This is a genomic window from Cryobacterium sp. MLB-32 (assembly GCF_000738085.1).
In the GTDB taxonomy this organism is placed as follows: Bacteria; Actinomycetota; Actinomycetes; order Actinomycetales; family Microbacteriaceae; genus Cryobacterium.
In genome coordinates this window covers 1-6,689 of sequence record NZ_JPRS01000215.1, presented here as the reverse complement: position 1 = coordinate 6,689, position 6,689 = coordinate 1, and the positions used below count along the sequence as shown (strand labels likewise).

The window sequence follows — 6,689 nt, the reverse complement described above, 5'->3', positions numbered from 1 at the left end:
ACGCCGCTGGAGACGGCCGGCCGTACCCCCGAGTGGCTGGCTCGGTGCTGCTGCGACGTCGTCCGACGACGTGCGCGACCTACTGCAGGGACTCTCTGAACGTCTCGCCGGTCGCCGCCTGCACGTCGAGGGCTCTAAGGTCAGCGTTACCCCGCTCGTCGGATACGTCCCGCTCGACGCCGTCCAGTCTGCCAAGCAGGCGGTCGAGCAGGCCGGCGCGGCGCTCAAGCACGCGCAGATACACCTCGATCTGCGACCGATCGCGTACCGTCCTGAGATGCTCGCCGAGGCCGCGGCACCGCGCCAGCCTCGTCCGCTTCTCGAGCGGCTGCGCACGCCGTTCCAGGTCACGCTGACGTTCGTCCTAGGCGTTGTGCTGCCGTACTTCGTCTACCTGTGGGCTGACGGCGCGGGTTTCGACATCACACCGTTCGCCTACATCGTCGTCGTCTTCTCGCTGCTGGTCACAGCGATGGCGATCTGGGTCGAAGGGCTGCTCGCCCTGAACCCGGCGCAACCGCCTCCCGCACCAGAGGAGCAGGACAACGGTCCGGCGTACCCGCCTGCGAGCGCGATCATCGCGGCGTACCTGCCGAATGAGGCCGCCACCGTCCTGGAGACCGTCGAGGCCTTCCTGAGGGTGGACTACCCCGGCGACCTGCAGGTCGTGCTTGCCTACAACTCGCCCGTCCCGCTCCCGGTAGAGCGCGTACTCGGCGAGCTCGCGCAGCGCGAGACGCGCTTCACTCTGCTCAAGGTGGAGGGGAGCACGTCCAAGGCGCAGAACGTCAACGCCGCCCTGCAGATCGTGACTGGTGAGTTCACTGGTGTCTTCGATGCCGACCACCTGCCCGCCGCAGACAGCTTCGTGCGCGCCTACCGCTGGATGGCCGATGGGTACGACGTCGTGCAGGGCCACCCGGTGGTACGAAACGGCGACGCCTCCTGGGTGGCGCGCACCGTAGCGGTCGAGTTCGAGATGATCTACGCAGTCAGCCACCCCGGCCGGGCAAAGCTGCACCAGTTCGGCATCTTCGGCGGGTCTAACGGCTACTGGCGCACGCAGCTTCTGCGCGAGACGCGCTTCCGCGGCTCGATGCTCACCGAGGACATCGACTCTGCCCTGCGGGTCGTCGAAGCCGGCTATCGGATCGGCTCCGACCCGTACCTCATCAGCCGCGAGTTGGCACCGACGACGCTGCAGGCACTGTGGAACCAGCGCATGCGCTGGGCGCAAGGGTGGTTCCAGGTGTCCCTGGGTCACCTCTTCGGGGCGCTGCGCAACCCCGGGCTCACGCCCAGACAGCGGTTCGGCTTCTTCTTCCTGCTGGGCTGGCGCGAAGTGTACCCCTGGCTGAGCATCCAAATGTTTCCGCTGATCGCCTTCTACGCCATTCGCGCCGGCGGGCCGCAGAACCTCGACTGGTTCGTTCCGGTGTTCGTCCTCACGACCATCTTCACGCTCAGCGTCGGGCCGTGGCAGACGTTGTTCGCGTATCGCCAGGCCGATCCGGAGATCCGCTCCCGCACGGCATGGTTCTGGCTGTACCTCGTGGTTGCCTCGGTCTTTTACACCGAGTACAAGAACGTCATTGCACGCGTCGCGCAGGTGAAGCAAGCCATGCACGAGAAGGCCTGGAAGGTGACGCCCCGGGCCGCCGGAACAGGGGGGGCGCCGGAGGGCGGAATCACTGCGCAGGCTGTCGGTCCAGCGGCCAACGACCCCGAGCACCAGGCGGACGAGCCGCTGGTCCCGCCGCCGCTGCCCCACCACACGACTTCCCCAAGCCCTACGTCATGACCACCTCACGCCATCACACGCGCATCAAGGCGCTGCGGACGCTAGGACTGCTCGACCAGCCGGGCCAGGAGCGCTTCCGCCGGATCGTGGATCGTGCGAAGCAGCTGCTGGCCGTGCCGGTGGTCCACATTAATCTCGTCGACGAGACGCGGCTGTGGGTCGTGTCCTGCACCGGACAGACCGACCCCGCGCTGGATCACGACGCGTCGTTCTGCCACTTCGTCGTCGTCGACGACGCCCCGGTGCTCGTCGGCGACGCGTCCACGGACCCGCGATTCTGTGACAATCCGCTCGTCGTCGGCCCTCCCAGCCTGCGCGCCTACGCCGGCTACCCGCTGCGCTGGGACGGGCAGGCTGTGGGAACGCTCTGCGCCTTCGACGTCGTGCCGCGCACGTGGAGCCACGCGGACCTGGAAGTCCTGGCCGACATGTCCGCCTGGGCCGAGCTCGAGCTCGGCGCCGAGGAGGTGCAGCGCCGACTGGCTGCCGCTGAGCTGGCACAGCGGCTCACAGACTCCGTACTGCAGTCGGCGGGCGAAGGGATCTGCGCGACGGACGGGGAGGGCCGGCTGGCGCTCGTCAACCCCGCGGCGTGCGACCTGCTCGCTGCACCGGCCGAAAAACTGCTTGGCCAGCCGCTGCACGAGTTGCTGCACCCCCAAGACAGCTCGTGCTACGACGACGACTGTGCGCTCGGCGCGGCGCTGCGCGACGAGCAGGTGCTCGTCGGCGTAGACGACGCCTTCCGCCGGCAGGACGGTGAGGTCTTCCAGGTGCAGCTTTCGTTTGCGCCGTTGCGGCAGGATGACCGGACAGCCGGCGCAGTGCTGGTCTTCCAAGACGTCAGTCAGCGGCGGGAGGTGGAGCGACTCAAGGACGAGTTCGTCTCGGTGGTGAGCCATGAGCTGCGCACCCCGTTGACCTCGATGCGCGGCTCGCTTGGCCTCCTCGCTGCCGGGGTCGTCGCCGAACTGGCGCCCGAGGCGCAGCAGCTTGTCGACATCGCCCTCACCAACACCGACCGCCTCAGTCGGCTCGTGGCCGACATCCTCGATCTCGAGCGCCTGTCCGCGGGTCACATGCACGTCGTGCGCCGTCCTCACCGGCTGAGCGACCTGGTCGCGCTGGCGCTCCCAGCCGTAGAAGGGATGGCCGCTCAGGCCGGCGTCCGACTGGAGCAGGAGACCTCCAACGACATCTGCTGGGGCGATGCCGACCGGCTCGCCCAGGTGCTCGTCAACCTCCTGGGCAACGCCATCCGCTTCAGCCACTCCGGCAGCGCGGTCCGCGTCACCGGCCGGATGCGAGATGGTGAGATCCGCTTCGAGGTGTGCGACAAAGGCCGTGGCATCCCGCCCGACCGGGTCGAGCAGATCTTCGAGCGCTTCGCGCAGGTCGACGTGAGCGACGCACGCGAGAAGCAGGGCAGCGGCCTCGGGCTCGCCATCTGCCAAAGCATCGTGCATGCGCACGGCGGTCGCATCGACGTCGACAGCATCCTCGGGGAGGGCTCCACATTCACGGTCGTGCTGCCGCAGCGCAGGCCGCGGAACGGGCCGTGGCCTGGCCCCCTCCGGCGCAAGGAGGAGACGTGACGCGCTGCGTGCTCGTCGTCGACGACGAGCCGGACATCCGCGCAGTCGCCCGACTCAGCCTTGAGCGAGTCGGTGGCCTGCGGGTGATGGAGGCGTCCTCCGGTATGGAGGCGCTGAATATAGTTGCCGCCTCCCGGCCGGACGCGGTCCTTCTCGACGTGATGATGCCCCACGTCGACGGCCCGACAACGTATGCACTGCTGCAGGCCGACCCGCGCACTCGCGACATCCCGGTACTCTTGCTCACGGCCCGGGCCGACGCCACCGAGCGAGAGCGGTGGCTGGCTGAGGGCGTGCGTGGCGTGCTGGCGAAGCCCTTCGACCCGATGGAGCTGCCGCGTCTGGTGTCCGAGTCGCTGGGATGGGGACAGTGAGCGACGCGGTCGACCGTTTCATCGCCGAGATGTGGGAGCGGTACGCGTACCTCGCCGACCAGCGTGTCGCGGCACTCGAGCGGTACGTCGAGGCCGGAGGTGGAGACAGCTCGGGCGATGTGCTGGCCGACGAGGCCGAGTCCGCCGCCCACAAGCTCGTCGGCGCGTTGGGCAGCTACCGCCGGCCCGGATCGGAGCAGGCCGCGGCTGTCGAGCGACTGGTGCAGTCGCGCGCTCCGCTCGACGAGGTGGCTGCGGCCGTGCGCGAGCTACGCCGGCTCGTCGGCTGAGGCCCAGCGTCGGCGCAGCGTCAACGTCGGCTCCTGAGCTGGTTCATGGCCCCAATGCCAGGGCCCCTGGCGTCGGCCAGCCATTCCCAAACGCCACTCCCCTGAGACTCCGGAACTTCCACGAATTGTAGCCAACCGACGTCCGTGGATGTCCCGCGGACGAACCGTTGCTTAGGTGCTGGCGTTTCTCGTGGCAAACGCAATCCATGGCGGACCGATTCAGGCATCCACCGACGGGACAAATCCGAGCGACGCGCCATACGTCGGTGTGATCATTGCGAGCGTGCTCCCGATCGCGAACGGCGCCGCCCTGCTTTGGTTCCTGGCGCGATTCACGACCTCAGCATTGCGGTTGTGGACCATCGTCGCCATCGCGGTCTTGGTGAATCCCTCGCCGCGCCCACAGTTCTTCCGGTTGACGGCCGCGTTACGGCTCGTTGCCAATCTGTGACCACCCACGCGCCCACCCACGACGAACCCGGACAAGGCCAGAATCGTAGGTTGTCACACCAGCCGACCGACTTACGGGCACGATAAGCCGAGGCCCACGCCCGGGTGCAGAACCTCAGTCAGTTCCGCTCGACGTCAGAGAAAACGCTCCTCGTCGAACTGTTGAGAGCCGCCTTCCATGGTCTAAGCTGCGGCAAACAGCATCAGGGTCTTAATGGCGGCGACGCGAACGCCCTCGGCGGTAGGAAGAAGCACCATAATGCCTGGGTAGTAATCGAAAAGCACCTGTCTGTCACGCCCGCACGGGCCGACAACACCGCACTCGTGATTGCCAACAGCGACGATTGTCGTGATTTCACGCCTTACCTCTGCACGCGCCGCGCCAAGTGCAACCAGCTCGGCGCACGGACCACCGGTCAAATGGAACAAATTCACTCCGGCGAACATACGGCCGTCGGCGTCTCGAACTGCCCGCCTATGCTTTGTGTGTCATCTTCGTCCGGCCCGGCATCCGTGTTCGCGTCGATGACCTCTCTTGCCCGCTCAACGAGCTCCAGGTCTTCGGCCGTCGGCACTGCGAGTTCAGCGTTTGGGAGCATGAGGGTAATCCTACGGATCGAACCGGATCCAACTTCTGGCAGGCCTGTCCGTAAGCCGAACCCTGAGTCGAAATGCGTTGGTCCTCAGAGTTCGCCCACAACTTCGACCTTGAAGCCTGCGTCATTTTCAAGATAGGCGGCGAAGTGGTCGGTGCCTCCAGCGTGGGGGTAGCGATCCGCGTACAGCGAATTCCAACCATCGTCCGCTGCCGCACCCAAGATGCGGTTAACGTCGGCCTTGGATCCTCCATTAAGCGCGAGGTGGTTGATTCCCGGCAGCCTTCGATCGTGTACGCCACCAGAGAGGGCTGGCGGTCGCGTGGTCACGAGGTAGACGCCCCCGCATCGCCAGGAGGTTCCGTTGTCCCACTCCTGGTCGACGGACCATCCGAGTTCCACGAGAAGCCAGCCCCAAGACGTGCGAGCGCTGTCCAGGTCTGCGACCCAAATCTCAATGTGATGCACACCAATTGCCATACCGCTATCGTTCCATGAGCCTCGAGGGTCTTTTCCCTCAGTGAACCCCTCTACGGGACGCGCTGACGGGCCCGGGGCTGTGCCGGACCTGCCTGGTCGTCATCAGGTGCTCAGTATTTGTCCAAGCCTTGCAATGCCCGGTATGGTGCTATGCATGGGTATAGCGGAAGACAAAGTCCTCGCGAATCTGCGTAAGGGTGTCCTGGAGTTTTGCCTGCTTGCGCTGCTGCGAGACGGCGAATGGTACGGACTGGACATCGCCCGGCGCCTCAGTGAGCAAGGACTCCTCGCGGGCGAAGGCACCGTCTACCCCCTGCTGTCTCGACTGCGCCGTACTGGCCTCGTCACGACGGAATGGAGCGAATCCGACGCAGGCCGCCCCCGACGCTATTACACGCTCACCGATCTCGGCCGCGAAAACCTGCGGGCCTTTTCAGAAGTATGGAGCCCGTTTCGAAGCACGGTTGACACCATTTTGGAGACGAAGTCATGACCTTGAACACCAACCGGCCATCGAAACAAGAAACTCGATATCTGGCGCAACTCGCCACAGAACTCACTGACGCTCCCAAGAAGGATCGTGCCGACGTTCTTGAGGGAATACAAACGCACATCCACGACGCTCTCGAACGTGCAGACTCGGACCTGACGACGATCCTTCACCAGCTCGGCACACCCTCCGTCGTGGCGGCGCAAGCCCGCCATGACCTGGGCGAGGAGCTGGGACCTACTGGGTCTTCGCAATTCTCCAAACGACGTCAGCGACTACAGATCGGATCCTTCACCCTCGCGCTGCTCGTGGTGCTTATAGGAATCTTCCTGTCACCTCCGGACCTGACGGTGAGCATCTTGCCATCCTCCCTAATTCCACTGGCGCTCACGCTCATCCCACTCCTCACACGCAGGGCACGCCGGCGGCGAATATCTGTTGTCTGCACCATCGCTCTGGCAGCATTCCTTCTCGCCGCACTCATCCTGAGCATGGCTTTGAGCGGCTTCGCGTACCCGTTGACACTCCTGCTCATCCCGATACAGACAATGATCCTCTTCTACATCCCCATGCTCGCGTTGGCGATCATCCCGCTCATACGTCGCCGCCAGTA

10 protein-coding genes are annotated in these 6,689 nt (G+C 65.6%); 7 read left to right on the top strand and 3 right to left on the bottom strand.

All coding sequences use genetic code 11. The features are described from left to right. The 5 genes from JF66_RS16360 to JF66_RS16340 all read left to right on the top strand — a co-directional run. Positions 1-1,801 (top strand): glycosyltransferase (locus tag JF66_RS16360; protein WP_156109860.1); only part of this gene is annotated, 1,801 nt, incomplete at its 5' end. Next, a complete protein-coding gene (locus JF66_RS16355; RefSeq protein ID WP_051973652.1) occupies positions 1,798-3,396 on the top strand; it encodes an ATP-binding protein in 1,599 nt (532 codons plus the stop codon). The genes JF66_RS16360 and JF66_RS16355, both read left to right, overlap by 4 nt. After that, positions 3,393-3,770, top strand: coding sequence for a response regulator (locus JF66_RS16350; RefSeq protein WP_035879691.1), 378 nt, complete (start codon positions 3,393-3,395; stop codon positions 3,768-3,770). Before JF66_RS16355 ends, JF66_RS16350 begins: the two co-directional genes overlap by 4 nt. Further along, positions 3,767-4,060, top strand: a complete 294-nt coding sequence (locus JF66_RS16345) for an Hpt domain-containing protein (RefSeq protein WP_156109859.1) — start codon at positions 3,767-3,769, stop codon at positions 4,058-4,060. The genes JF66_RS16350 and JF66_RS16345 overlap by 4 nt, the downstream gene beginning before the upstream one ends. A 190-nt stretch (positions 4,061-4,250) precedes the next feature. Continuing rightward, positions 4,251-4,511 carry a DUF6069 family protein gene (locus JF66_RS16340; protein WP_156109858.1) on the top strand — a complete coding sequence of 87 codons (261 nt, stop codon included), beginning with the start codon at positions 4,251-4,253 and terminating at the stop codon, positions 4,509-4,511. A 182-nt stretch (positions 4,512-4,693) separates the two neighbouring features. On the opposite strand, the gene JF66_RS21870 is transcribed toward JF66_RS16340, so the two are convergent. The 3 genes from JF66_RS21870 to JF66_RS16330 all read right to left on the bottom strand — a co-directional run bounded on the left by JF66_RS21870 (position 4,694) and on the right by JF66_RS16330 (position 5,586). Further along, positions 4,694-4,945, bottom strand: a complete 252-nt coding sequence (locus JF66_RS21870) for a hypothetical protein (RefSeq protein WP_156109857.1) — start codon at positions 4,943-4,945, stop codon at positions 4,694-4,696. Then, positions 4,942-5,109, bottom strand: a complete 168-nt coding sequence (locus JF66_RS23140) for a hypothetical protein (RefSeq protein WP_156109856.1) — start codon at positions 5,107-5,109, stop codon at positions 4,942-4,944. Before JF66_RS23140 ends, JF66_RS21870 begins: the two co-directional genes overlap by 4 nt. 84 nt (positions 5,110-5,193) lie before the next feature. After that, the gene (locus tag JF66_RS16330; RefSeq protein WP_035879687.1) at positions 5,194-5,586 is read right to left on the bottom strand and encodes a VOC family protein; all 393 of its coding nucleotides are present in this window, start codon (positions 5,584-5,586) and stop codon (positions 5,194-5,196) included. Positions 5,587-5,740: 154 nt separating this feature from the next. On the opposite strand from JF66_RS16330, the gene JF66_RS16325 reads away from it, so the two are divergent. Next, positions 5,741-6,079 carry a PadR family transcriptional regulator gene (locus tag JF66_RS16325; RefSeq protein WP_035879684.1) on the top strand — a complete coding sequence of 113 codons (339 nt, stop codon included), beginning with the start codon at positions 5,741-5,743 and terminating at the stop codon, positions 6,077-6,079. Continuing rightward, positions 6,076-6,689: hypothetical protein (locus JF66_RS16320; protein ID WP_035879681.1), on the top strand; the 614-nt coding region annotated here is incomplete at its 3' end. The genes JF66_RS16325 and JF66_RS16320, both read left to right, overlap by 4 nt.

What these genes read in the sequence shown, in the direction of transcription:
- JF66_RS16355 (WP_051973652.1), top strand. Translation starts at nt 1,798, where the DNA reads ATGACCACCTCACGCCATCACACGCGCATCAAGGCGCTGCGGACGCTA.
- JF66_RS23140 (WP_156109856.1), bottom strand. Translation starts at nt 5,109, where the DNA reads ATGCTCCCAAACGCTGAACTCGCAGTGCCGACGGCCGAAGACCTGGAG.
- JF66_RS16330 (WP_035879687.1), bottom strand. Translation starts at nt 5,586, where the DNA reads ATGGCAATTGGTGTGCATCACATTGAGATTTGGGTCGCAGACCTGGAC.
- JF66_RS16325 (WP_035879684.1), top strand. Translation starts at nt 5,741, where the DNA reads ATGGGTATAGCGGAAGACAAAGTCCTCGCGAATCTGCGTAAGGGTGTC.